General features: G+C 57.7%; 16 protein-coding genes. 8 read left to right on the top strand and 8 right to left on the bottom strand.

The features are described 5' to 3' along the window. Window positions 1-43 precede the first annotated feature (43 nt). Both ACZZ0G_RS19835 and ACZZ0G_RS19830 read left to right on the top strand, forming a co-directional pair. Entirely contained in the window at window positions 44-355 is a 312-nt protein-coding gene (locus ACZZ0G_RS19835) for an Mpo1-like protein (RefSeq protein WP_463557251.1), read from the top strand. A gap of 14 nt (window positions 356-369) precedes the next feature. Next, window positions 370-960, top strand: coding sequence for an HD domain-containing protein (locus tag ACZZ0G_RS19830; RefSeq protein WP_463557250.1), 591 nt, complete (start codon window positions 370-372; stop codon window positions 958-960). Window positions 961-1080: 120 nt separating this feature from the next. Here the strand turns inward: ACZZ0G_RS19830 and ACZZ0G_RS19825 are convergent, their stop codons facing one another. Further along, window positions 1081-1896 (bottom strand): UDP-2,3-diacylglucosamine diphosphatase, encoded by an 816-nt coding sequence (locus ACZZ0G_RS19825; protein WP_463557249.1) that lies wholly within the window; start codon window positions 1894-1896, stop codon window positions 1081-1083. A 135-nt stretch (window positions 1897-2031) separates the two neighbouring features. Here ACZZ0G_RS19825 and ACZZ0G_RS19820 point away from each other — a divergent pair, with 135 nt between their 5' ends. After that, window positions 2032-2796, top strand: coding sequence for an AraC family transcriptional regulator (locus ACZZ0G_RS19820; protein WP_463557248.1), 765 nt, complete (start codon window positions 2032-2034; stop codon window positions 2794-2796). A gap of 183 nt (window positions 2797-2979) precedes the next feature. Then, window positions 2980-3873: a DMT family transporter gene (locus tag ACZZ0G_RS19815; RefSeq protein ID WP_463557247.1), complete on the top strand. Its 894-nt coding sequence runs from the start codon at window positions 2980-2982 to the stop codon at window positions 3871-3873. On the opposite strand, the gene ACZZ0G_RS19810 is transcribed toward ACZZ0G_RS19815, so the two are convergent. Further along, window positions 3867-4154, bottom strand: a complete 288-nt coding sequence (locus ACZZ0G_RS19810; RefSeq protein WP_463557246.1) for an Rdx family protein — start codon at window positions 4152-4154, stop codon at window positions 3867-3869. The genes ACZZ0G_RS19815 and ACZZ0G_RS19810 overlap by 7 nt on opposite strands. A gap of 71 nt (window positions 4155-4225) precedes the next feature. Between ACZZ0G_RS19810 and ACZZ0G_RS19805 the strand changes: the two genes are divergently transcribed. After that, window positions 4226-6415 carry a patatin-like phospholipase family protein gene (locus ACZZ0G_RS19805; RefSeq protein ID WP_463557245.1) on the top strand — a complete coding sequence of 730 codons (2190 nt, stop codon included), beginning with the start codon at window positions 4226-4228 and terminating at the stop codon, window positions 6413-6415. 124 nt (window positions 6416-6539) lie between these two features. Here the strand turns inward: ACZZ0G_RS19805 and ACZZ0G_RS19800 are convergent, their stop codons facing one another. The 3 genes from ACZZ0G_RS19800 to recQ form a co-directional block, all read right to left on the bottom strand. Further along, complete coding sequence (locus ACZZ0G_RS19800) at window positions 6540-8309, bottom strand: FimV/HubP family polar landmark protein (protein WP_463557244.1); 1770 nt, start codon at window positions 8307-8309, stop codon at window positions 6540-6542. 127 nt (window positions 8310-8436) lie between these two features. Then, window positions 8437-8871, bottom strand: a complete 435-nt coding sequence (locus tag ACZZ0G_RS19795) for a MarR family transcriptional regulator (protein WP_016984207.1) — start codon at window positions 8869-8871, stop codon at window positions 8437-8439. A gap of 302 nt (window positions 8872-9173) precedes the next feature. Continuing rightward, window positions 9174-11303, bottom strand: a complete 2130-nt coding sequence (gene recQ / locus ACZZ0G_RS19790) for a DNA helicase RecQ (protein ID WP_463557243.1) — start codon at window positions 11301-11303, stop codon at window positions 9174-9176. 297 nt (window positions 11304-11600) lie between these two features. On the opposite strand from recQ, the gene ACZZ0G_RS19785 reads away from it, so the two are divergent. The 3 genes from ACZZ0G_RS19785 to ACZZ0G_RS19775 all read left to right on the top strand — a co-directional run bounded on the left by ACZZ0G_RS19785 (window position 11601) and on the right by ACZZ0G_RS19775 (window position 17360). After that, entirely contained in the window at window positions 11601-12188 is a 588-nt protein-coding gene (locus ACZZ0G_RS19785) for a UPF0149 family protein (RefSeq protein ID WP_016984205.1), read from the top strand. A 10-nt stretch (window positions 12189-12198) separates the two neighbouring features. After that, window positions 12199-12594, top strand: a complete 396-nt coding sequence (locus ACZZ0G_RS19780; protein ID WP_463557242.1) for a YbaN family protein — start codon at window positions 12199-12201, stop codon at window positions 12592-12594. Window positions 12595-12842: 248 nt separating this feature from the next. Beyond that, window positions 12843-17360, top strand: a complete 4518-nt coding sequence (locus tag ACZZ0G_RS19775) for an Ig-like domain repeat protein (RefSeq protein ID WP_463557241.1) — start codon at window positions 12843-12845, stop codon at window positions 17358-17360. 60 nt (window positions 17361-17420) lie between these two features. Here ACZZ0G_RS19775 and ACZZ0G_RS19770 read toward each other — a convergent pair whose 3' ends face one another. The 3 genes from ACZZ0G_RS19770 to ACZZ0G_RS19760 form a co-directional block, all read right to left on the bottom strand. After that, window positions 17421-19712 carry an autotransporter outer membrane beta-barrel domain-containing protein gene (locus tag ACZZ0G_RS19770; RefSeq protein WP_463557240.1) on the bottom strand — a complete coding sequence of 764 codons (2292 nt, stop codon included), beginning with the start codon at window positions 19710-19712 and terminating at the stop codon, window positions 17421-17423. Between the two features lie 179 nt (window positions 19713-19891). After that, complete coding sequence (locus tag ACZZ0G_RS19765; protein ID WP_463557239.1) at window positions 19892-21832, bottom strand: hypothetical protein; 1941 nt, start codon at window positions 21830-21832, stop codon at window positions 19892-19894. Between the two features lie 149 nt (window positions 21833-21981). After that, window positions 21982-23901, bottom strand: coding sequence for a hypothetical protein (locus ACZZ0G_RS19760; RefSeq protein WP_463557238.1), 1920 nt, complete (start codon window positions 23899-23901; stop codon window positions 21982-21984). Window positions 23902-24239 lie beyond the last annotated feature (338 nt).

Below are 24239 nucleotides of genomic sequence, written 5' to 3'. Positions count from 1 at the left end.
AGAACAACTCGTCGCCAGAACAATAACCACAGAGAACGCGGTCGTGGAAAACATCAAGCATTTCAACAGCTTCGCTGAGTTCTATCCGTATTACCTCAGCGAGCACAGCAACACTACCTGCCGGCGCCTGCATTTCATCGGCACCTCGCTGGTGATTTTCATTCTGGCGATGACCATCGCCAAGGGCGCCTGGCTGCTGTTATTGGCCGTGCCGCTGGCCGGCTACAGCTTTGCCTGGGTCGGGCACTTCTTCTTTGAGAAGAACCGACCGGCGACTTTCCAGCATCCGCTGTACAGCCTGCTCGGCGACTTCGTCATGTACCGCGACATGATTCTGGGTCGCGTGGCGTTCTGAATGAGGGTCAGCCAATGAATGCCAATGCCCGCTTCACTCACATGAAAGACGGCACCCAAGAAGACTGGGCGATCATCGCCGCGGACTTCAGTGCCTACGCCAAACAGTTGTCCTCCCGGATCCTGGCGCACCTGAAATTGCTCGAAGGCGATTTCGGCGGTTTTCCCGTGGATCGCCTGACCCACTCACTGCAAACCGCGACCCGCGCCTTTCGTGATGGCCGCGACGAAGAATATGTGGTTTGTGCGCTGCTGCATGACATTGGCGACACACTGGGCTCGTACAACCATCCGGACATTGCTGCGGCGATTCTCAAGCCGTTCGTCAGTGCCGAAAATTTGTGGATGGTGGAGAAACACGGCGTGTTTCAGGGTTATTACTTTTTCCATCATCTGGGCATGGATCGGCATCTGCGCGAGCAATTCAAAGAGCACCCGCAGTTTCAGGCGACCGCCGAGTTTTGTGCCAAATACGATGCGGCGGCGTTTGATCCGGAGTACGACACGCTGCCATTGAGTTTCTTCGAGCCGATGATGGAACGGTTGTTTGCGCAGCCGAAGAACTCGATTTACAAGGCTGCAATGGAGGAACACACCACGGCCTGAGAACACCACGTCCCATTGTGGGAACGAGCTTGCTCGCGAATGCGCAGTGTCAGGCAGTAAACCTGTGCCTGATGCACTGCATTCGCGAGCAAGTTCGCTCCCACAGGGGATTTCGGTTGTTCAGGCGATTTCGGCGACTTTGGCAGCCCTGAGCTCAGCCTCGCGCGCCTGCGCATCCGCCAGTCGATACAACTCGATCGTGCCATCCCAATGCTCGATCAACGCCGTGCACGACTCCAACCAATCGCCACAATTGAGGTAGTCCACCTCACCCACCTTGCGGATCTCGGCATGGTGAATGTGCCCGCAGACCACGCCATGCAACTCGCGCTTCACACATTCATGAGCGATGGCTTCTTCAAAGTCGCTGATGAAACTCACCGCCGTTTTCACCTTGTGCTTCAGGTACGCCGACAACGACCAGTAACCGTAGCCATAGCGCGCACGCCAATGGTTGAGCCAGCGATTGAGGGTCAGGGTGAATTCGTAGGCGGAATCGCCGAGAAAGGCCAGCCAGCGATGATAACGGGTGATGACATCGAACTGATCGCCGTGAATCACCAATAGATGCCGCCCGTCGGCGGTGACATGCACCGCCTCGTCGACCAGTTGGATATTGCCCAGAATCAGCTTCGAATAACGGCGCAGGAATTCGTCGTGGTTGCCAGTGACGTAAATGACCTCGGTGCCGCGCTTGCTCATGGTCAGCAAGCGCCGAATCACGTTGGTATGCGCCTGCGGCCAGTACATGCCGCCGCGCAGTTTCCAGCCGTCAATGATGTCACCGACCAGATAAATCTTGTCGGCATGGTAGCCCTTGAGAAATTGCGACAAGTGCTCGGCCTGGCAATCCCGCGTGCCCAGGTGCACGTCGGAAATCCACAGGGTTCGCACCCGTTGTTTGCGGCTGGGTCTGGCGAGCTCGGCGCTGGTCATGGGCAACCCTCTGCGATGTTTTCGCCACTCTGCGCCCGCCCGGTTAATCGACCATGACAAGCATGAGTCAGTCCTGTGACAACGCATCCGGCGTACGCCGGTGTAGACTGACGGCCACTTCGGAGACAACCTGCCATGCGACCGATCCTCACCCTGCGTCAGTACACACACGATTTGATTGTGCATAGCCACGAGCACGCGCAATTGGTATTCGGGCTGTCCGGTGCGCTGGATTTCGAGGTCGAGGGCTGTGGCAGCCAAGTGCGTCAGCAGAGTTTTGTGGTTATTCCGTCCGGCGCTCATCATGCCTGCGGCAGTCCCGACGGCAGCCGCTGTCTGGTCCTCGACATCCCTGAGGGGCAATGGGTGAAGGACTCGCTGGGTGAGCACGCCGAGGCCAGCCAACGCTTGCTCGACCTGCCGGCGCGACTGTCACTCGATGCGGGGCAAAGCCAATTGGTCAGCTGGCTGGCGAACAGCCCGGTCAGCGATCCGTTGATCGCGCAACAAGGCGCGGTGTTGCTGCTGGCCAGTCTCAATCACGCGCAACCTGGCGAACTCGGCGCGCGTCGCCTGCCCTACGCCGCGCTGGATGCGCACATCGAGCAACACGCCGCTTATCCGTTGCAAGTCGCCGACCTGGCGCGCGTGGCCGGGTTGTCCAGCGCGCGCCTGCACGCACGGTTCATGGCCGAATGTGGACAGACGCCGATGGATTACATTCGCAGTCGACGCCTGCATCTGGCGGTGCAACTGCTGCGCGACACTGCATTGCCGATTGGTGAAGTAGCCAGTCGCGTCGGTTACAGCTCGCAAAGTGCGTTCTCGGCCGCAGTCCTACGTGAGTTCGGCTCATCGCCCGGCCAGCTTCGGCGCGATTCCTACGACAAAAGACGATAGCCTGCCGACAGACTTGTAGGCCGATACAGGGTTCAATGGACGTATTGATCGTTTCCGCGCTCCGCGTGGGAATGTAGCCCGTGACGCTCCGTGTCACTGGACGCAGAGCGTCCCTAGAGGCATTCCCACGCAGAGCGTGGGAACGATCAATCACAAGAAACCGTGTCTGGATTAAGGAATGCAATGACTCCGCGTACCGCCCTCGGCGCTCTGCATATCGGCGCTTTGATGTTTGGCCTGACCGGTGTGTTCGGCAAACTCGCTGCCGCGTCCCCTGCTGTGATCGTCTTTGGACGTGCGGCTTTCGCCGTTGTCGCCCTGGCATTCTTCGCCCGTTTCGCCAGCCAACACGGCTGGCAGAAACTCCAGGCCGTGGACTGGCGCCGCCTCGCCCTCAGTGGCGTGTTGCTGGCCGGGCACTGGGTGAGCTTCTTCATTTCGGTGAAAGTCGCCGGGGTCGCCATCGCGACGTTGGGTTTTGCCAGTTTCCCGGCCTTCACGGTGATTCTCGAAGGGCTGATCTTCCGCGAACGCATCCGCGCCAACGAGATTCTGCTGGTGGTACTGGTCAGCATCGGCCTGATTCTGGTAACCCCGGCCTTCGATCTCGGCAGCGGTGCGACCATCGGTTTGCTCTGGTCGGTGCTTTCGGGGCTGCTGTTTTCCCTGCTGTCGCTGACCAACCGCGCCAGCTCCGGGCGCATCCCGGCGGTGCAGGCGGCGCTGTGTCAAAACGTGGTGGTGGCATTGTGTCTTTTGCCGGTTGCAGCACCGCAACTGAGCGAGGTGCGTGCACTGGATTGGCTGTGGATCGCCCTGCTCGGGGTGTTCTGTACCGGCGTCGCCCACAGCCTGTTCGTCGCCAGCCTGGCGGTGATCAAGGCACGCACGGCGGCCGTGGTGTTTGCGATGGAACCGGTCTACGGCATCACCGTCGCCTGGCTGTTGTTCAATGAAAACCCGACGCCGAAGATGTTGATTGGCGGCGCGCTGATCATTGTTGCCATCGTTGTATCGGCGCGGATGTCAGGCCATGCCGACAAGAAAGCCGTCGCCGCCGAGGCTGCGTCTCACTGAGTGCGATCGTTGTGACCGAGATCGCGGTCAGGATCGATCTGATCGCGAACCCGCTGCTTCAACACCTTGGCCTCGGGAAACCCACCGTCAGCCTTGCGTTCCCAGATCTGCACGCCGGCACAAGTGATGTGAAATATCCCGCCGGTGCCCGGCACCAGGGAAACTTTGCCGAGGTCATCAGCAAAGGTGCTGAGCAGTTCCTGCGCCAGCCACGCGGCGCGGAGCAGCCATTGGCATTGGGTGCAATAGGTGATGACAACTTCTGCTTTTGCGACAGTCATGTTCGCTGAAACTCCTGAGACAGAGGGCGCCGCTATAATAGCCGGCTTTATCGCTTGCCCCGAGACTCACAATGCGCCGTCTGCTGTTCTGCCTGCTGCTTGGTTTCCTTCCACTGTTAGTTAACGCCAGTGAGGCGCCGCGACCGAAAGTCGGCCTGGTACTGTCCGGCGGGGCCGCGCGCGGGCTGGCGCATATCGGTGTGCTCAAGGCGCTGGAAGAGCAAGGCATCAAGATCGATGCGATTGCCGGCACCAGCATGGGCGCGGTGGTCGGCGGCCTGTACGCCTCGGGTTACAAGATCGATGAGCTGGAAAAACTCGCGCTGAACATCGATTGGCAAGCCGCACTGTCCGACGCCCCTCCGCGTGAAGACGTGCCGTTTCGGCGCAAGCAGGATGACCGCGATTTTCTGGTCAAACAGAAACTCAGCTTTCGCGACGACGGCAGCCTCGGCCTGCCACTGGGCGTGATTCAGGGCCAGAACCTCTCGTTGTTGCTGGAAAGCCTGCTGGCCCACACCAGCGACACCCGGGATTTCGACAAACTGCCGATCCCGTTCCGCGCCGTGGCCACCGACATCTCCAATGGCGAAAAAGTGGTATTTCGCAAAGGCCACCTACCCCAAGTGATCCGCGCCAGCATGTCGATCCCGGCGGTATTCGCCCCGGTCGAACTCGATGGTCGGCTACTGGTGGACGGCGGCATGACCGACAACATCCCGCTCGATGTGGCGCGGGAAATGGGCGTCGACGTGGCCATCGTCGTCGACATCGGCACACCGCTGCGCAATCGCAAGCAACTGACCACCGTGGTCGACGTGCTGAACCAGTCGATCACCCTGATGACCCGCAGTAACTCCGAAGAACAACTGGCTGCACTGAAATCTTCAGATGTGCTGATCCAGCCAGCACTGGCCGCATACGGTGTCACCGATTTCGGAAAAGCCCAGGACATGATCGACGCCGGCTACCGCGCCACCCGCATCCTCGATGCGCGCCTCGCCGTGCTCAAACCCAAAGAGTCCCAGGACGCCGAACTCAACGCCGCGCGTTCGCCGGGTCAGCGCACGCCGATCATCACCGCGATCCGCGTCGAGAACGACTCGAAAGTCGATGACGATGTGATCCGCTACTACATCCGCCAGCACATTGGCGAGCCACTGGATCTGGCGCGGCTGCACTCGGACATGGGCACTTTGTACGGCCTCGACTACTTCGAGCAGGTGCAATACCGCGTGGTGCACAAGGGCCAGGATCACACGCTGGTGATCAGCGCCCGGGGCAAGCGTAGCGGCACCGATTACTTGCGCGTTGGCCTCAATCTGTCAGACGACATGCGCGGCGACAGCGCCTTCAACCTCGGAGCCAGTTACCGCATCAATGGCATCAACCGCCTCGGTGCGGAATGGCTGACCCGCGCGCAGATTGGTGACAAACAAGAGCTGTACACCGAGTTCTATCAACCGCTGGACGTCGGTTCGCGCTACTTCGTCGCGCCGTATGCATCGTTCGAAGCGCAGAACGTTGAAGCGGTACTCGACAACGATCCGATCGCGCAGTATCGCGTCGAACGCTACGGGTTCGGCCTCAACTTCGGCCGACAGATCGGCAACAACGGCGAAGTGCGTTTCGGTATTGGCGAGGCTTGGGGCAAGGCCGATGTACGCATTGGCGACCAGGATCTGCCAAGTGAAAACTTCAACGAAGGCTTCTATGCGCTGAAGTATTCATACGACTCACTGGATAACGTGTACTTCCCTCACGAAGGCAAGGACATCAGTCTGACGCTGACGCAGTTTGAACCCGGCCTGGGTTCGGACACGCGCTATCGACAGTGGGACTTCAAAATCGACAAAGCCATGAGCCATGGACCGGATACGCTGATTCTCGGCGGGCGCTACGGGCGCACGCTGGACGACGCCAATGTGGTGACATCGAGCTTCCTGCTCGGCGGTGCGCGGCAGTTGTCGGGTTTCCGTGAGGACGCGATTTCCGGGCAGAACATCAGCCTGATGCGCGCGGTGTACTACCGCCGGTTGACGCCACGTTCGTATCTGCCGCTGGATTTCCCGCTGTATGCCGGCGCCTCGCTGGAGCGTGGGCGGGCGTGGAACAACGACAATGAGTTCGACAGTGGCTACATCAACGCCGCCAGTGTGTTCATTGGTTTTGACACGCCGCTGGGACCGTTGAATTTCAGTTATGGGTTGAATGATGCGAATGAGCAGGCGGTTTATCTGAATCTTGGCCAGACCTTCTGATCAGGGCGCCTGACAATCCGTCTTCGCGAGCAGGCTCGCTCCCACCGGGGAACGCATTCCAATTGTGGGAGCGAGCCTGCTCGCGAAGGCGGTATCAGATCAAGCGCAAATCGGATCGGAGGCTTCAGCGAATCCCCGCCAGCAATGTCCGCGCCGTTTGCTTCAACGGCTCATCGCCTTCCTTGAGCAATTCGTTGAGCAGCGCAATCGCGCTGTCGATGTCACCGTCGTCAATGCACGTCTGAGCCTGTTCGAGCTTTCCAGAGTTTTCATCGTGCAGCGGCTCAGGTTCCTGCAAATCCAGCGGTTGCAACGCCAGTGACGGCTCGGCATCAGCAAACTCATTGAGAAAATCTTCATCCAGCGGCTCGGCGTCCGGCTCGGGGATCCACTCAAGCTCAGTGTCCTCACCCGCCGCTACCGGCAACTCGAAGTCCTGCGGCAACACTTGCAGGCCGGGACCGAGGGCCGAGGTGTCCGCCGGCGGCTCAGGAGTAAGCGGTCGACTGTCCTCCAGATCCCAACTGGAATCCATCGACAACTCGCCCAGGTTCAACTCGAAATCATCTTCCGGCACCGCTGGCGCAGCAACAATGGGGGCAGCCGCAACAACCGGCGGTAGCGTGGTCAATGGCGCGGTACCCACCAGCTTCGGATGTCGGGCGCGCACATCCTGCAACGTCTGGGCATCCACTCCCAGCTCACGCAAATGGCTTTCCTGTTGATCAAACGCAGCGCTGTCACCCTGGCGCCCAAGGACTTCCAGCAACTGCAAACCGATATCGGTGCGCTCCGGCTCCTTGTGCAAGGCATCGCGCAACAGCCCGGCGGCTTCCCCCAGTCGGCCATAGGCCAGATAGATCCCCACCGCCTCCAGCACATCGCCAGCCGCCGGTTCTTCGCGGTGTTGGGCTGAAGCATGAGTATTGATGGGTGCTGCACTTTCGCCATCCGCTACGTCCGGCTGATTATCCAGCGGCAACAGCGGCAACGGCTCGTCAGTCGGTATCTGTTGCTGTCGTCGACGATGTACGAACAGCCCGGCCAGCGCCCCCAGCAACAGCAACAAACCACCGAGCAATGGCCAGTTCAAACCTTCATCGGTGGATTCCACCGGCGCCACAACCGGTGCCGGAACAGGTGTCGGTGCCACCACGGCCGGTGGCGGCGCTTTCTGAAGTTCGACCAGCCGCGTCTGCAGGTCAGTGATCTGCTTTTTACCATCGGCAATCTGTACATCCTGCGTCTGCAGTTTCCCGTTAAGTTCATCGACGGTCTTCTGCAGTTGCTGACTCAGCAAGACACTGGCGGCCAATTGCTCGGCCAGTGCATCGTTGGCAGGCGGCGTTGCAGGTGTTGGCGGCGTCTCGCGCTTGGCCTGAGGTGCCTGCGGCGCAGCTACGGCAGGCTCGACGGTGGGAAACCCGGAAGACTGCGCCTGCGGATCCGGCTCATCGGTGGCCGGCACGATACCCGGCGAACCTGGAGGATCGATCAGCACCGTGTACTCACGCAGCAATCGGCCATTGGGCTGATTGAGCTGCACGAGAAAATTCAGAAAGGGTTCGTTGACTGGCTTGCTTGAGGTGACCCGGATCACCTGGCGATTGCCATGCAGGATCGGGATGAACTTGAGGTCGTTGAGGAAGAACACTCGCTCGACCCCGGCTTCGGCGAATTCATCCGCTGTGGCCAGGCGCACCGTCAGATCATTTTGCGTCAGCCCGCCAACATCGACCAACGCAATGTCGGCCTTGAGCGGCTGATTGAGGCCAGAGTGAATGGTGATATCACCCAGCCCCAAGGCCATCGACCAGGCTGAATAGCTGAATACGCCAGCGGCCAGCAGCCATTTGGCGCCACCGCGCAGTACCACGTGCCGACTTGCGAGCATGAGCATCCCTTAAATAAGCAAAACCGACTTCTATGCGTTCGCACATCCGGTACGAACACGATATTGCCTAGTAGTTCTTATAGTCGGCTCAGCGCGATCTCTCAAAGATCCGGCACGTGGATGTGCCTCAAGACTTTTCCAGGTTGCCCAGAATGTGCCCGTGAACGCGCATGCACACCTTCAAATCCGCCTCGTCGACGCCTTCGAACAATTCGTGGCGCAGTTGCGTGGCAATGGTTTCGATTTGTTCGATCAGCGGCAGGGCCGGGGCGCAAAGGACGATTTTTTTCGCCCGACGGTCTTCCATTACGGACTGGCGTTGCACCAGGCCCTGACTTTCCAGACTATCGAGCAAGCGAGCGAGGGTCGGACCTTCGACGCCGACGCTCTGCGCCAGCTCTCGTTGGGTCGGTGCTTCTTCGAAACGCGCCAGATGCAGCAGCACCAGCCAGCGCGCCTGGGACAGACCCAGCCCGGCCAGTCGGCGGTCCAGTTCGGCACGCCAGCCACGGGACATCTGGGCCAGTTGCATGCCAAAGCGGTGTTGATCGGTTAACGGCATAAAACACTCACGGTTAGACTGAAAATAAAGAAAATCTAATTATTAGCCAGCTAAGCATGAGCTGCAGTTATAGGCAAGTGGCGGTCTGTACTGAATCGTTACATCTTGAAAGCCCCTCACCCTAACCCTCTCCCAGAGGGAGAGGGGACTGTATGGGGGATATTTGGGAGTTACGCCGACGTGGCAGATCGGCGCTGAATCCATAATCGACTCGGTCATTCAGGTCGATGTATAGCGCAAGACACCTCGGTCGGCCCCCTCTCCCTCTGGGAGAGGGCTGGGGTGAGGGTCGAGACCGAATTTCACATCTCAAATTCCGACTGCAACGCAGCCCGCACGCAATACAGCACGCCCTCCGGTACACGCCCGGCAAACAACTCGGCCACTTCAGCGACCGACGGCAACTCGCCTTCGCCATCAAGGAACGCGTCCTGCACTTCACCCATCAACTCTTCAGGCAAATCCAGCGCCTGCTCGAGCGACAGTTGCTGCTTGCCGATCGCCTCGGCAAGCATGGTGTAGACGTTCTTCTCCGAGCACTGCAACTGACCGGCGATCTGCAACGGCGTCATGCCGGCGCGAGCCAGGGTGATCAATTCGTGGCGCACATCGGCCACCGCTTTCGGCGCTTCGACCTCACCACCGAGCACTTCGAGGAAGGCATCGCCATAGCGTTCCAGCTTGCGTGCGCCGACACCGCTGACCCGGGCCATTTCCGCCAGCGAGGTCGGCTGGCTGCGGAGCATTTCCAGCAAGGTCGAGTCGGGAAAGATGACGTACGGCGGCACGCCATGTTCTTCGGCCAGTTTGCGGCGCAGGGCGCGCAGGGCTTCCCACTGTTCGCGCTCTTCGCCGCGTACCAGTTGGCTGGCCGGGCTCTTGCTGGCGGTTTTGGCGGTAACCTGCGGTTTGAGATCGCGGCGCAACTCCAGCGTGACTTCGCCCTTGAGCAATGGCCGGCAACTGTCATTCAGACGCAGGCCGCCATAGCCTTCGTGATCGACATCCGCCAGACCGCGCGCCACCAATTGACGGAACAACGAGCGCCACTCGCTTTCGCTCAGAGCCTTGCCGACGCCGTACACCGACAGATGCTGATGGCCGAAACTGCGGACTTTTTCGTTTTCCTTGCCCAGCAGCACATCGACCAGATGACCGACACCATAACGCTGGCCGGTGCGGAAAATCGCCGACAATGCCTGACGTGCAGGCTCGGTGGCGTCCCAGGTCTGCACGCCATCGACACAATTGTCGCAATGGCCGCACGGCTCGGGCATGTCTTCATCGAAGTACGCCAGCAGGGTCTGACGACGGCAACGGGTCTCTTCGCAGAGCGACAGCATGGCGTCGAGCTTGTGCTGCTCCAGACGCTTGTGCCGCTCGTCACCTTCGGAGTTCTGCAGCATCTGCTTGAGCATCACCACGTCTTGCAGACCGTAGGCCATCCAGGCATCCGCTGGCAGGCCGTCACGGCCGCCGCGACCGGTTTCCTGGTAATACGCTTCAAGGGATTTCGGCAGATCGAGGTGGGCGACGAAACGCACGTTGGGCTTGTCGATGCCCATGCCGAACGCCACGGTGGCGACCATGATCAGGCCTTCTTCGTTGAGAAAACGCTTCTGGTTGAAGGCTCGCAGATCGTTGGGCAGGCCAGCGTGATACGGCAATGCCGGGAAGCCCTGCTCGCTGAGGAATGCCGCGACTTCCTCGACTTTCTTGCGGGACAGGCAATAGACGATGCCGGCATCGCTGCGCCGCTCGGCGAGGAACGCCAGCAACTGCTTGCGCGGCTGCTCCTTGGGCACGATGCGGTAAAAAATGTTCGGTCGGTCAAAGCTCGACAGAAACCGTTCGGCGTTCTGCAGATGCAGGCGCGTGACGATTTCTTCGCGGGTACGCTTGTCGGCGGTGGCGGTCAGGGCGATGCGCGGCACGTCGGGGAACAGCTCGGCCAACTGGCCCAGTTGCAGGTATTCCGGACGGAAGTCGTGGCCCCACTGCGATACGCAGTGCGCTTCGTCGATGGCGAACAACGCGATGTTCAAGCCTTGCAGGAACGACAGCATGCGTGGCTGCACCAGGCGCTCGGGCGCCAGATACAACATCTTCACTTCGCCGCGCTTGATCCTCGCCGCAAGGTCACGCTGCTGCTCGGCGCTCAAGGTGGAGTTCAGCGCGGCGGCGGCCACACCGAGTTCTTCGAGGGTGGCGACCTGATCGTCCATCAGCGCAATCAGCGGCGACACCACCACCGCCAGGCCATCGCGCAACAGCGCCGGTACCTGGAAGCACAGTGACTTGCCGCCACCGGTAGGCATCAGCACCAGCGCATCCCCGCCGCTGGCCACGCGCTCAATGATCGCACCCTGACGGCCACGGAAACTGTCGTAGCCGAAGATGTCCTTGAGGACGCGTTGAGCCTGTTCGAGCATAAAAACTCCAAAAATCTACCGATACATCCCTGCGCAGGCTGGTTCAGAACAGCCACGGCTGCTTAAACAAAACGTAAGAGCGCATTGCACGACAACCGCAATGCGGGCAGGGATCGCAAAACGCGGCAGTATACCCGAGCCCTCCCCTGCACAGGGTGCCGCTGATAAGACACTGATAAACCTGCCACAGGATTTGTATGCAGCCCGGCAATTGCGGCAAATCTGCCATGCGGCTGGCTTGAGCGCGCAAGAAGGCCTAGAATTCCCGCATTGTTTATTCCCCAAGGTAGCCCCGTAATGTCCTTCGCTGAGCAACTGACCCGCCTGCAAGTTTTCCTCGACGCCGACGAGCTGCATGACGAGGCGCTGGATTACGTGGCCGCTCACGGCTACCTGACCGCGCTGTCGATCTGCGCTGAAGACGTACCGGAGCGTGAGTGGATCGACGCCCTGTTCGCCGAAGAGCCGCATTACAGCAGCGACGCCCAGCGCGAAGAGATCGAAGCCACCCTGATCGGCCTCAAGGCCCACATCGCCCGCCAACTGGCCTCGGATGAAGAATTCGAGCTGCCTTGCGAACTGGATCTGGGCGACGAGCCGGACGACTCCGAACTGCGCGGCTGGTGCATCGGTTTCATGGAAGGCGTGTTCCTGCGTGAAGCGGCCTGGTTCGAAACCGCTGAAGAAGAAGTCAGTGAAATGCTCCTGCCGATCATGGTCGGTTCGGGCCTGTTCGACGAACAACCGGAATTCGAAGACATCGCCAAGGACGCCAACCTGATGGACGACATGATCGTGCAGATCCCGGAAGCCCTGACCGCGCTGTACCTGCTGTGCCAGGCACCCGACGAAAAACCGGCGATCCTCAAGCCACGTCACCACTAAGATCCGGCCTATGGACAATCCCATAGGCAACCGATCCCTGATGTTGCGCTACATCCTGCTGGCCGTCGGCTGGCTCAGCGTGGCATTGGGGGTGATCGGGATTTTCCTGCCTGTTTTACCCACCACACCTTTCCTTTTGCTCGCCGCAGCCTGCTTCGCGCGCAGCTCTCCGCGCTTCTATCAATGGCTGGTCGAGCATCCACGGCTCGGGCCATGGATCCGCGATTACCTCGATGGCAACGGCATACCGCTCAAGGGCAAGGTCTACGCGATCGGTCTGATGTGGGCGAGCATTCTGTTCTCCTGTTACCTGGTGCCACTGCCGTGGGCGCGGGGGTTCATGTTGACGAGTGCGGTGTTGGTGACAATTTACATTTTGCGGCAGAGAACGCTGCACAAGCCTTGAACCGACGTTGAACTCCGAGCGAATAACGCCCCCCGTTGATACCACTCGTCGGATACCTCCACACACCTGTCAGATCTGACAGGTGTGCAATCCCATCAACACAGGTTCAATCACTCCACCACCCGGCGGGAGTGCATTCCCGTGTTCGTCAACCTCCTCAAGCCTGAATCCACCCTGATTCTCATTGAGTTCGACTGCAGCGGCCGTCATCAAAAAACGCCTGAATTCTCTTCAAGAGGACTTGCCAGATGCCTTCTCACAAGCGTTTCCGCTTCCCTCCCCTGACGGAAGGCAATAACACACTGGCGCTGCGTCCCCTGCTGATTCCGGGGATGGTCGAGCCGGTGCAAGACGGCGATGGCGGGATCAGCATCAAGGTCGCCACCACAGACCCTGAAGGCTTGCAATGCGTCATCAATCCTTACCTGAGCCCAATGAGCGAGGGTGACAAACTCGAGATTTATTACAACAACACAAAAGTACTCGAGCGCTTCGTGAAGGCCGAAGAAGTCAACCAAAGGGTGTTCTTTCATCTGCCGACGCCGGTCGAGTCGGGGTGGCTTGAAAACTGCCACTATGTGCTGACCCGCGCAGGCGAGACCGAAGCCGATCCGCCCTCTGCGGCCTTGCGGATATGGGTCAAGCTTTACAAACCGGGAAATCGTGACAAGGAACCGCATTTGCCCGACGGCCACTCAGAGTTGAACATCGTGCAACTGCCGCCCGAGCTGGTCGAACAGGGCGTGATAGACGCCGAATGGGCCAAAAAAGGCGTCCTGGCCACCATCCCTCATTACGTGAATTGCACGCGTAACGACAAGGTCCGTTTACAGCTGGGCGACTATCGGCTTCCGGCGCACCGCATCACGCAGGAGCAAGCCGACGGCCAGCAGCCGATCGAGATCCTCATTGATCCGGACGCCATTTTCGGCACCGGTGACGGACTCAAACGGGAAATCAAATACGACATCAATGACGAAGTCTGGAACTGGGCCGACCGCCACTCCAAACGCACCTACATCGACGTGGACGCGGGCGGCTGGCGACTGGATGCACCGATCATCAGGGAAGCCGTCAACGGCTTCATTACCATCAGGGATTTGAACAAGCAGCCGGTCACGATTCAGATCCATGTCAGCAGCCAGTACTTCGGCGTGGGCGACAAGGTGAAAATGACTTTCATCGGCACGCCGCCGGGTGACGCTGAACCGCTCATCTGCAGCAAAACCCGCGACATCGACAACGTCCCTTCAGTGCTGGAAATCGAAGTGCCTTATGAGTTGATCAGGGCCATCGCCCAGGGGCGCGCCGATGCGTCTTATATTCTCTACAAAAAGGACGGCGGCGACCCGCAGTATTCCAAGCGCACCTTTGCCAGTGTCGTGGGCGACGTCAACATGCTCCCCGAGCCGAGCATCCGGGAACTGCTGGGCGATACCCTCGAACCGGACGAGCTCTACGCCACGGTCGATGTGCGCTACGCGATGAAGAATGGCGACCTGATCTGCCTGAGATGGTCTGGCACCAAGTCCGATGGCGGCGACTATCCGCATGAGGTTTCGCATATCGTCAGCAACAACGAAGCCAAGGAAGGCCTGGTCACGTTCTACATCGATTCCCAGCACATCAGTGTGCTTGATAACGGCACGCTCGACCTGTCCTACGTGGTCGCAAACGATGCCTTCGGCCTTTACGACATCAGAGAATCCGAGCGGCTGCTGGCCAAGGTCGAAAAGGTCAGGGCGACGCTGCCGGCACCCGAAGTAGAAGAGGCCGATCCGCCGGGGGATGTGCTCGATCCGTCCAAGGTGTTCGATAGGGTGCATGTGTATATCAGCGAGGCGAAGACCCTCAGCAAAGATGTTCTTACCTATTACTGGCGCAGTCCCAATCCCTTCGCCAGCACCAGTGACTGGTTGCCCATCACTACCGTGACCGAAGGTCAACCTGTGCGTTTTCCGGTGGACGCTGAATTCGTGACGGCCAACATTGGCCAGTATGTGAAAGTGCGCTACTCGGTGTTGCGGGTTTCGAGCAAGCTGTATGAGCACTCGGCCACGCTCAATTTGCTTATAGGAGAACTGGTCGGTGAGTTGCCACCGCCCGAAGTGGTACAGGCTCCCGATAAAATCCTCAACCCGAAGGATGGTTTGAACGGGGTAGATGTCGACGTCGGCTACGCCAGCATGAACGCTGACCAGGATACGATCCGTCTGAAATGGTTAGGGACGCCCGGCGCGGGCACCTCCGACGACCTAAAGCTGCCAGGCAGTCCCACTGGCACCGTGCAATTTCATTTACCCGCTTCAGTGGTTGGCGCCAATATTGCGAAAAGGGTGATGGTTGAATACGAAGTAACCCGCTATACCCTCACAACTCCCTCGCAAATGCTCGACCTTTATGTTTCAAACTTTCAGGACCCCGAAAACGAACTGCCCCACCCGCAAGTACCTCAGGCACAGAACAATGTCCTGGATCTGATGACCTTCAGCGGGGACGCAAAAGCACTTCTCGCTACATGGCCCTACATCGCATTGAAACAGCGCCTCTGGTTCTACCTGACAGGACAAACCACTTCAGGCGCGTCCCTGACTATCCCGCTAATCCCCGGTCGGGAAATAACCTCCAGCGAAGTCAGCAGCGGCCTCAACGAAACCCTGCTCAGAAGCGAACTGATGAAACTGGGCCACTCCACACCCGCCAATCTGATCTGCAAAGTGGCATTCGACGGCAGTGAAAATGAGGACACTGCCTGCTTGTTCCCACAGCTACCCCTGACCATCAGAACCCGCTACGACTACGTGCAACCGGTCATCACCGCTGTGACGGACTCGCGGGGCGATGTCGAAGAGGGTGGCAAAACCCGCGACGAAAAAGTCACCGTGACCGGCACGGCCACACGCGGCGAAACGGTCGAGCTGTTCGATGGAACGACGACATCAATGGGCACCGCACTAGTGGACGCCGACACCACCTGGAGCCGCGAGATCGGCCCATTGACCGAGAAGCCTTACCGCATCAGCGCAAAGGCTCTTTATGACGCCGAACCGGTGTCCAGCGATCCCCGCACATTCACTGTGAAGTTCGCACAGACCCCGGAGATCCTCTCGGTCACCGATTCACGGGGGGACGTTGCCCATGGGACGACCACTTATGACAGCAGTGTGCAGGTGGCCGGCAGCGCGACGCCAAACCTGCAGGTCAAACTGCTGGAGAACAAACAGCCGCTCATTACCCTTGACGTCGACGATAAGGGTGACTGGAACCACCGCCTCAACGATCTGAAAGTTCGCTCCTACAGTCTCACTGCCGAGGCGTTGTACGAGATTGACCCTGCGACCAGTCCGCCTCGGGATTTCGTCGTGGCGCAAGCGGTCACGCCGACGATCTCCCGTGTGAGTGACCTGCGCGGTGAGGTCGCCGCCAATGGTACGACCTACTACCGGACCGTCACCCTGACGGGCAAGGCCAGTCCAAACGAAAAGATCATTCTGCTCAATGCCGGTGCGAACGTCGAAACGGTGGATGTCAACGGCAGCGGCGATTGGCAACATGTTTTCAGCAACCTGAACCTGACCACTTACCGCCTGACCGCGCGAGGCGACTACGGCAGCAATCCGGAGTCCAGCCCTCCTCGGGTCTTTACAGTTGCAGCCTTCGTTTCACCGACGATTACCGCTGTGACCGACTCGGTTGGCACGGTGGGACCCAATGGAACGACCTACGACACCGCGGTGACCGTCAAAGGTGAGGCCACCCCGCGCGAGCAGATTCAGATGTACGACAATGGCGCCCCCGTCGGTACGCCGGTCAGCGTCAATGCCGATAAACAGTGGACAACGTCTGTCACCGGTCTGGCCATCCGCTCCCACAGTCTGACGGCCAAGGCCATGTATGACGCGGTTCCGGTAGAGAGCCCGGCGAGAAACTTCAACGTCGCCGCCCACATCGCGCCGACGCTGACGTCTGTGCATGACGGCATCAGTGAAATCGGCAATGGCGGGCAAACCAAAAGCGCTTCGGTGAACCTGCGCGGCACGGTCACACCGAATCGTCAGGTCCAGATTTACGACAACAACAGCCCAAGGCACACGGTGACTGCCGTGGGCAGCGACTGGAACACTACCTTGTCGGTGGGTTTGGGCGGGCATTCGCTGAGAGTAAAAGCGTTGAGTACCGGGCAGGATTCAAATACGCGAACCTTCACTGTGATCTCACCGATTCCGCCGTTGAATTTCAACACGGGCAGCGTGACATTGAGTGGCAGGTGTTACCTCATACCTGACTGGGCTGCATATCCAAACTTCGGTCCTGGCACATATGTACAGCACACGGCAAGCGGCGGAGTTCTTCCCTATCGTTATACGTCGAGTAACAACAACGTCGCCGCGGTAGACGGTTCAGGGTTGGTGACTGTCAGGGGTAATGGGGTCTCAACGATCACTGTCATCGACAACGCAAGCCAATCCAAGAGTTACAACGTTCATGTCACAGGAGTGAAATTCGTTTGGGGGCTGGACGGTGGAAACTGGAACACGATCAGAGGCAGGGCAGAAGCCCGAGGAAAGCGATTGCCATCAATGGGTGAGTTGCGGGAAATCCATAACGCTTGGGGTGGTCGTTGGCCGATGGGTGACTATTGGTACTGGGCCGCTGACTCCGCAGGTGGCTGGCCAGCTCGGTACTGGTTAAAAAACCTGGTCAATGGCGCAGAAGGGCACGTCCAGTCCTACGGATCTGCCTTGGGAGTTTGCATTGACCGATAGGGATGAAAAACGCCCCACAAGTCGTGGGGCGCCTTCACTTGGGATCATCCCGATGGCTCTTTACCAAAAATACCGCAACCCCAGATTCACCCCGTAAGGCTGCTCAATATGCTCCCCATTGGCATAGTCCAGATCGACATGCATCTGCCACCGCTCGGACATTGCCACAGCCACCCCCGCCCCAAACTCCGCCCGGGAGCCTGACAAGTCATTGTTGAATACATTGTTGTTGACCTTCACTTCGTTGTTGGAAGCAAATTCATGAGCAACCGCCGCGCGCACATAAGGCTGGGCGACTGCGCCGTTACCAAAACCGAAGTTGCGCCCGAACGTGGCACCGGCCTTGCCGAGCAGTGAGCGCATGCGATCACCGTCGGCGTCCATGTCGTTGTCCAGCGTGTAGTGTTTGCCCTGGATCTGCACGGCCGACAGTTGCGCGAACGGTTCGACGAAGTAGTCGTTGGCCAGTTTGATATGCCGACCGAACTCGGCGGAACCGCCTACCCCCCAGTTGTCGTAGTCGCCCTTGGTGCGGCTGCCGTCGCTCAGGTTGACCTTGGACTCGTTGCGAAAGCGGTTGAACTTGAGCACGCCGTCGAAGTAGTAGCCGGTGTCACTGTCCAGCCAAGTGACATAAGGCCCGACGTAGTAACTTTTCACCGTTCCCGACGTACCGCGATTGAGATCCAGATCGGACTCGCTCGTGCCGGCGAGCACCCCGACCAGCACCTGGCTTTCACCCACCCGGGCATCGGCGCCCAGGGACAAGCCCTGTTGCGTCTGCTGATAGCCCACACCCGAGCCATCGGCAACGTTGTACTTGTTGCCGTAAGTGCGGATCCATCCGCCGGACTGCCCGCCATTCAAACGCAGCTCACCCATACGGCTGCGCAACGAGGACAACTCGCCGTACCACACGGTCGGCGCAGTGTTGAACAAGGCCAGTACCGAACTTGCGCCGGGACTGATGACTTCTGTGGTCGGGTCGAGAAACCACTCCTTCGCTCCCCCTTCAATCTCCCGACTTGCCAGGCTGTAGGACCAGGTGCCTACATCAACCCGTTGATTGCCGGCCAGCGCAAAGTTAGCGCTGTCGAGGGTGCCGGTACGCACCAGCGTCAACGCCTGCGGCGAAGCGGCGTCCAGGCCAGAGGCCGCAACCGCCAGCGTGAAGTCACCCGCCGAAGCCCCCCTCACATTGAGAAAATCCCGCTCGCCGCTGACGAAATCACCCTTCATCGCAAATGTCCCGCTGCCGGACAGCGAACCGACATCCAGCGTGTAATACGTACCAGGGGCGTCTGTTGTGCCGCCGAAGGTGACAGTGCCACCGTTCATGCCCAGTGCACCGATCGAATCATTGCCGGTCAGTGTCCAGTTGGAATTGCTGTTGATGCTCACGCTGTCGACGTTGTCGAGGCGCCCGGTGAATTGCGAGAGGTTGTCCAGCGTGACGGTGGCGGTAGAGCTGCCATCGACCAGCACGTCCCCGGTTATTCTCCCCTGATTGAAAACGAGATTGGCCGTGCTGTTGTCCAGCACGCTGATGTCGCCATTCAGGGTGCTGTTGGCAACGGTCATGCTGACGGTCGATGAGCCTTGAACATCCAGTAATCTGCCGTTGCCAGCGAGAAGGCTGGAACCGTTGGAGACGCCTATCGTGGCCTGAGTGCCGCGATCCACCAGAATCGCAGAACCGCTGATACCTTGCACCGTTGAGTTATCCAGCGACAAGGTACGACCGCCCACATTGACAGCGTCATTGACCATCCGCACCCCTGTCGCCTGGCCGGTGATGGTCGTACCCGCGGAAGCACTGACCTCACCACCCAGTATATTCACACCAATGCCATCGCTGGCCGCACCGATGATTTGCGTGTTGCTCAATGACAGCAAACTCAGCCCCGTGACCTGCGACCCAATCAGTTGTGCACTGATCTGGCTATTGGAAACTGTCACAGTAGCCCCCCCCGCCGCGACACTGGAGCGATTGACCGCTAGCCCGATTTCATCACTGGTCACGGTCGTTTGATCGATGGTTGCCTGACTGCTCGTCACTGTTACGCCATCACCCCCGTCGTTACCAACGATGGTGGCCCCGTTGAGGTTTAACGACGAACCGGACTGCGCCGTGATCGATCGGGTATTGGCGCCGGAGGCGTTCAATATGCCACTGTTGCGCACCAGATAGTCTGTAGATGCAACCGATGAATCGATATCCAGCCTGGTGTTATCGACAATAGTTGCCGAATGTGCAAAACCTGCGAAAAAAAAAACAGCAGGTAGGCAGAGCGATACTCCGGACCTGCCTGTTGGAAAAACGCGAACGTTTGATACATCCAACATTTTCATGATTGATTCACCTCAAAATAATTACAGGCCAAAGCAGCTCTGCGTCAGCGGGCGTACATTAACGTTACCTACTCCCTGAAAATGTAGGAAAAGTCCTCAATACACATTAGAAAAGTCCTAGCGCCAGGTAATCCTTATAAGAAAAAGGGAGGCATTTAATGCCTCCCAGACCTCGAAGATCAGATATCACACACTGATCCATCACCCTTTTTCATGTGCACCCTGACAAGGTGTCGCTGAGATGGCACCGGGCGTCCGTCAATCATTGCCGTATAAGTTATATCGCCCCACGCACTCTCCGTCGCCAAAATTTTCTGATAGGGAATTTTCACGACAAACCCGGCATTCGCTTCCTGTAACGTTGGCGTATATGTGACCTTCTCCTCAGTACCAGCTTTTATAATAGTACCTGCCGAATCGGTATAACCCTGGTAGACAAATTCCAGTGTTTGATCGGCCAACTGCGGTTCACCAGGAGAAACCAGTACTTCTGCACATTTAACCAGTACCGGATCTGATCGCAGGGAGCCACAGTTGAACCAGTCTGTGAAGTCCGGATCAAGATGTTGAAACTTAACTTCAGGAACAACACCGGGTCGAATATTCACATCGACATCTCGGGGCTGCGAGTGGACTTCATTATCATTAATATCAGGATTGGTAATTTTATAGGTGACTGGCAGCGGGTTACCGTTACCGCCCGCATCCACGACAGCCCATAATACATCGAACGTAAAACTTCCGGTTTCTGTCCCATCAAGCTCAATAACACCACCTTGTGCCGCCGTGAGTTCGACCCCTTTCCATATCAACGTAATAATGTCTCCATCTTTAACACCAGCAAAGACAGCTACAGTTACATCGACATTACCAATCGCGTCGGCAGCCGTCAGAATGTTCGGGCCATTTTGACCTGCACCCTGCACAGTAACCAGCGCCAGACTAGGATCCGGGTTTTCCCCACCGTCGCCATCTCCCGGCCGGCGCAGATCGACATCCACATCTTTTGCAGGCGCCGCTGTTCCCAATGGGTAGCGCAAGTTATGGCGTTTGATCCGATAACTGACGGCTACCGTTTTTTCATCCAGGTTGTTGTTGAATACATCCCGGTAAGGAATGTTCACATAGAATGGAAAGGCATTGATTTTCTGCGCCGGTTGCACGATACCGTCAAATGTCACTTCCAGTTCGTCGATATCAGCCAGGTAGTTTGTGTACTCAGCTAGAATACCAACCCCCAATGGGGCCTGAGCATCGGCCAGATCCACCAGTTTTGGTGCTGCGTCGTCATCAAAGAGCGGAATACTGGGTTCCAGAAGCCCTGCGGGTGGGTCGGTCAGAGTGACATTCAGTTCAGTGTAATATTGTGGTGTATTGCGGTTACCCTTACGGTCGCTGAGGTAATAAAAAATAGATCTTAAACCTTCCTCGTTACCAACCAGCGCGGGAGTCAATTCAAACGTGATCGGAGCTGCGACGTCCGTTATGGTCAACACGCCGACCAGCGTCGGGGTTGGCAAACTTGAGCCAAAAAAGCATTCAACGACGTCGCCGAGCTTTTTACTCCCATAGTTTGGAATGGTGATTAATACAAAACCGTTATCATCGAGGTATTTTTTTGTAATACCATCTCTTTCCACCTCGGGAGGAACAGTCGCCTTGCCGAACGCTATCGGTGCTGTTGCATCAATATTGATTTCAAGGGGAGTTCCCGCAGATGGATTACCACCAAAATTCAACACGTAGCCCAGCTCATGAGGTCCTGGCGCCGATGTGTAGCCTTGAGGCAATTCAAGATCAAATTGGGTAGTACCTGTATCAACGGGTGTTTCGAAAGGTACTCGAGTCGAACGTATGCTGGTGCCGTCCCACATTAGTTCAAGATATCCTTTAACTTCGTTTGGATCATCCGCCTCGGCAAATCGCGGGATCTGCACCTTCAGAGCAAACCCTTGAAAGCTTGAATGCAGTTGGTTGGGACTATCATCCACTTCATCATCCAGCAACGGATTATCCGGATGAAGTGTCGGTGGTAATGGTGCAGCTTTTGGACTGCGAAATCGAACACCAAAGAAACGTTCGCGATTCTGCGCCGGTGTCAATGAGTGAAAACTTGTCATCTTCTATCATCCTCTCAGCAACTTGATTGACTGGCACAGGGCAAACAACCGCCTTGCCAGAGTTATTACACAATGACTGCATGGGTTAAACAGAATTTAATAAAACCTGAAACCATCTTCGATCAATACAGCGTCAGCACTTCTACAACTTACTCTTCACAAAGGTCGTTATCCGGACCGCAAACTTCACCACTTGGCATCGTACGATTGATAATGACAAACTCCTCTTTTGAATTACCGATGCCACCGTTGGCTTTTTTCAGGTAATAACTGCACAACGCCGAGCCATCGTTCACCATTGGCGAAATCAGACGCTCGTAATCACTGACATGCACATCAAAACCTTCACGAGCCTGTTTGGCAGTGAGTTTTGTCTCGAATGTGTCGTAGGTTCCGTCAATCGGCCTGGTCCCATTCGGACCAAAACACCCCTGCCAGGACAATTCGACGATATCGTCTTCATCAAAGGAAGCATTGCCGTTGATATGAACCCAGACACCTTCCCACAACCTGGGTTTGGCGCAGCAGTGAAGAGTTCCATCACGGTTGGCGTGCGGAAACCTCGGTTCCGGCATGTTCTCGATCACGATGATCGCCACTTCAACGGCCGTCACCTCAGCCTGCTGCAGATTCACGCCATTACTGGTGGTGTACCAAGTCAGCAGCGAGGGATTTACTTTGTCCTGTTCGATTGCCTCCCAAGGAATGAGGAACCTGATCGGCTTACCGGCGACGTCACCGGGTTCAACCTCGTACTCGGCGACTGGTGTGCCAATTGCACCCCAATAGAGGAAGAGCTTTTCACCGGGCACCGGAGTGTCATAAAGCGCCAGATGTGCTTCGGCCGCCTCGCCGTAATCTACGGTTAACAGCTTGTTCCGTTGTTTCGATATGGCACCGTAAACTTCCAGCCGGGCCAATGTGGTATTCAACAAAGCCGGGGCGTTGGCATGATCCTGCCCGGCGACTGTCAGATTCACCAGCACCCGCGTTTCGGCAGATGGCAAGGTCGGTGTGCCGCCGCGCTGAATGCGGTAGTTCACTCGAACGTCCAGTGGTCCTAAGCCATCTGCCGTCAAGATCGACCAAGGCACGGGAGCGACTTGGGGAAACTTGCCGGGATCGACGTCAAGCGGGGCCAGATCATGCCCGTTCCACTGAATCAGGACCTTGTCGGAAGGATCCGGGTTCTCATACTTATCAATTTCGACAGTGACAGCCCGCTGGCTCACCGCGCCCTCGCGGGCATGTTGACGGTCAATCAAGCCACGCGTTGACAACGGCACTCTCGGCGGTTTGAGAACGCCAGGGGCCGGATTCAAATTGACAAAAGCCGCTAAAAGCGTGGAACGCGGACCGCGATTTCCGGCCCAGTCACGGAGCCGATAATAAATGTAACGCTGCCCGGCCCCGATACGACGAATATCCGCCTCATACATGGTGATGATCAGACGTTTCTGATCGATGTCTAGCTGACTGAATTCTTGCTCACCAATGTCGATTTCGGAATCCGGAGGATCCGGGTCATCTGTCCAGTAATAGATCGCACGATCCTTGGCCTTGACGTCGACATACAGCGGTACCTGGAACCGGACTTCACCATACCGGGAGAGATAGTCGTCAGTGATATCACCTGTCACATCCAGCATGATCAGACGATCGGGTTCCTGATTGTCGTTCGGCGGCGATCTGTCGACCGTGACTCGTTTGGAATGGGAGTACAGAGGGTTGCCGCCATAGCTGACGTTGTACGACAAAGCATAGATGCCGTGATCGAGTTTCAACTTCTCCCGTGGCACAACCAGGGTCTTCTCTCCGGGATTGTCAAAAGGTTCACGGTAGACCTCAGTGAACACGCCACCTTGCTCAACCCAACTGACCACTATGATGAAGGGAATGGGATCGTCAAATGGGGCGCTCCAATCAGGGATGATGACCGTCAGATCTTCAGCCAAAGCACTACGCGGCAGCAGCCCTTCAGGACTCTCATTTCCGTCTTCGTCCTTGAGGATGGCAGGTACGCGTGGCACCTCAAGCAGGTCTTCATCCCTGTGTTCAGAGCGTGTCATTGAACTTACTCCCTCGCATCAAACCAAGCAGAACAGCGCGCAAATGACCAAGGTGTCTATGGGCCTTGCTGTGATTGATTTAACGACGCTGGAAGAGTCCTGCCTACTGTCAGAAATTACAGGTATTGCTACCGCTCGTCGGAATCAGTGCTCATGCGCGAGGGAATTAAACAGATACGCTTATCAGAAACGTCTGAAGTACGACTCAAGTAATACGACATTGCGCCATCGCCATGACGCCGCTGCCCTAAACGCTGTTGGGCGTTGCACAGTTGATCATGCTCGGGGGGCTGGCGGAGAATCGGGTGCTGGATAATCTGTGTTGCCGGGATGAAGCA

It is taken from the genome of Pseudomonas sp. AC169, from assembly GCF_979258515.1.
This window is presented reverse-complemented; position numbering and strand designations above follow the sequence as displayed.

Coding starts and splice junctions, on each gene's coding strand:
- ACZZ0G_RS19765 (WP_463557239.1), bottom strand. CDS start 21,832: ATGACAAGTTTTCACTCATTGACACCGGCGCAGAATCGCGAACGTTTC.
- ACZZ0G_RS19780 (WP_463557242.1), top strand. CDS start 12,199: ATGGACAATCCCATAGGCAACCGATCCCTGATGTTGCGCTACATCCTG.
- ACZZ0G_RS19800 (WP_463557244.1), bottom strand. CDS start 8,309: ATGCTCGCAAGTCGGCACGTGGTACTGCGCGGTGGCGCCAAATGGCTG.
- ACZZ0G_RS19805 (WP_463557245.1), top strand. CDS start 4,226: ATGCGCCGTCTGCTGTTCTGCCTGCTGCTTGGTTTCCTTCCACTGTTA.
- ACZZ0G_RS19795 (WP_016984207.1), bottom strand. CDS start 8,871: ATGCCGTTAACCGATCAACACCGCTTTGGCATGCAACTGGCCCAGATG.
- ACZZ0G_RS19830 (WP_463557250.1), top strand. CDS start 370: ATGAATGCCAATGCCCGCTTCACTCACATGAAAGACGGCACCCAAGAA.
- recQ (WP_463557243.1), bottom strand. CDS start 11,303: ATGCTCGAACAGGCTCAACGCGTCCTCAAGGACATCTTCGGCTACGAC.
- ACZZ0G_RS19825 (WP_463557249.1), bottom strand. CDS start 1,896: ATGACCAGCGCCGAGCTCGCCAGACCCAGCCGCAAACAACGGGTGCGA.
- ACZZ0G_RS19760 (WP_463557238.1), bottom strand. CDS start 23,901: ATGACACGCTCTGAACACAGGGATGAAGACCTGCTTGAGGTGCCACGC.
- ACZZ0G_RS19810 (WP_463557246.1), bottom strand. CDS start 4,154: ATGACTGTCGCAAAAGCAGAAGTTGTCATCACCTATTGCACCCAATGC.
- ACZZ0G_RS19770 (WP_463557240.1), bottom strand. CDS start 19,712: ATGAAAATGTTGGATGTATCAAACGTTCGCGTTTTTCCAACAGGCAGG.
- ACZZ0G_RS19785 (WP_016984205.1), top strand. CDS start 11,601: ATGTCCTTCGCTGAGCAACTGACCCGCCTGCAAGTTTTCCTCGACGCC.
- ACZZ0G_RS19775 (WP_463557241.1), top strand. CDS start 12,843: ATGCCTTCTCACAAGCGTTTCCGCTTCCCTCCCCTGACGGAAGGCAAT.
- ACZZ0G_RS19820 (WP_463557248.1), top strand. CDS start 2,032: ATGCGACCGATCCTCACCCTGCGTCAGTACACACACGATTTGATTGTG.
- ACZZ0G_RS19815 (WP_463557247.1), top strand. CDS start 2,980: ATGACTCCGCGTACCGCCCTCGGCGCTCTGCATATCGGCGCTTTGATG.